General features: G+C 65.2%; 1 protein-coding gene. It reads left to right on the forward strand.

The features are described from left to right. Position 1 precedes the first annotated feature (1 nt). A partial coding sequence (locus WB528_RS00625; protein WP_423886500.1) for an SPFH domain-containing protein occupies positions 2-1,823 on the forward strand: 1,822 nt, incomplete at its 3' end.

The following is a 1,823-nucleotide window of genomic DNA, read 5'->3' on the forward strand; positions in this document are numbered from 1 at the left end:
GATGTCGGGTCTTTTGATTGGCACGCTGATCCTATGGCTGATCATCGCGATCATCGTCATCGTGGTGTTCGTCTATGTAGTGAATTGGCTCTACCATCGCTCCTCCAAGGAGGTCGCGTTCGTACGCACCGGCTTTGGCGGCGAGCGGGTGGTGATCGACGGCGGCGGCTTCGTGCTGCCGTTCATTCACGACTACACCCCCGTCAACATGAATGTGTTGCCGATGGCGATCGTGCGCGAGAAGGGCGATGCGCTGATCACCCGCGACCGCATGCGCATCGACATCGAGGCCGATTTCTATGTCCGCGTGCAGGCGACCCGCGAAGCGGTCTCGATCGCGGCGGCGACATTGGGGCGGCGTACGCTCGAACCCGAGCGCCTGCACGCCCTGCTTTCGGGCAAGTTCGTCTCCTCGCTGCGTTCGGTGGCGTCCGAAATGACCATGGAACAGATGCACGAGCAGCGCGGCGAATATGTCGCGCGGGTCAAGGCCGCCGCGGCCGAAGCGCTGGCGCAGAACGGGCTTGAGCTCGAATCCGTCGCCATCACCGATCTCGACCAGGCCGACCTCGAATTCTTCAATCCTTCCAACCGGTTCGACGCGGAAGGCTTGACCCGGCTGATCGAGGACATCGAAGCCAAGCGCAAATTGCGCAACGACATCGAACAGGATTCGATGATCCGTATCCGCACCCGCAACCTCGAGGCCGAGCGCCAGGCGCTCGATATCGAGCGCGACAGCGAAGCCGCACGGCTCGAACAGCAACGCGATATCGAGGTGCGGCGCGCCGTGCAGCGCACCGAAGTGGCGCGCGAGCGGGCGCTGCGTGAGACCGAGGCCGAGCAGGCGCAGATTTCCGCCCGCGAGACCATCGAGAAGGCCCGCATCTCCAACGAACAGGCGATCAACGAGGCTAGAATCGCCTCCGAGCGGGAAATCCGCCAGCAGGAAATCGAGCGCACCCGCGCGGTCGAGGAAATCGAGATCTCCGCCCGCGAGGGCATCGAGAAGGCGCGGATCTCCAATCAGCGATCGGTCGACACCGCCCGCATCGCCTCCGAGCGCGAGGTCCGCCAGAAGGAAATCGAGCGCACCCGCACCATCGAGGAGGCCGAGATCCAGGCCCGCGAAGCCGTCGAAAAGGCGCGTATCCTGCAGGAGCGCGCGGTCACGGAGGCGCGCATCGTCAACGAGGAAGATACCCGCCGGCGCGAGATCGAGCGCACCCAAGTGGTCGAGGAAGCCGAGATCGCCGCCCGCGAAGCGACGGAAAAGCTGCGCATCGTGCAGATGGCCTCGATCAATGCCGAGCGCATCGCCTCGGAAGAGCGCACCCGCTCGCTGGAAATCGCCCACACCCAGGCGATCGAAGCCGCCGAAATTGCCGCCCAGCAGGCCACCGAGGCGGCCAAGATCGCGCGCGAGCAGATGCTCGCCGCCGAGCGCATCCAGGCCGAACAGGAAACCCGCAGCCTCGAAATCGAGCGCAACGAAACCCTCGACAAGGCCGAAGTCTCCTCGCGCCATGTGGTCGCCTCGGCGCGGATCGCCTCGGAGGTGGAAATCCGCGGCCGCGAGATCGCTCGCAACCAGAGCATCGAATCCGCCGAGATCAAGGCGCGGGAGGCCATCGAAGCCGCCAAGATCGCGCAGGAGAAAATGGTCGCTGCCGAGCGGATCCTGGCTGACCGCGAGACGAGAGGCCTGGAGATCGCGCGCTCCGAAATGCTCGACGCCGCCGAACTCAAGCGCCGCGACGTCATCGAGCGCCAGCGCATCGGCGTCGAACTGGCGCTGGAAGCCGACCGCATTGCCTCCGCCC

The sequence above is a fragment of the Bradyrhizobium sp. genome, from assembly GCF_049586575.1.
Taxonomy (GTDB): Bacteria; Pseudomonadota; Alphaproteobacteria; order Rhizobiales; family Xanthobacteraceae; genus Bradyrhizobium.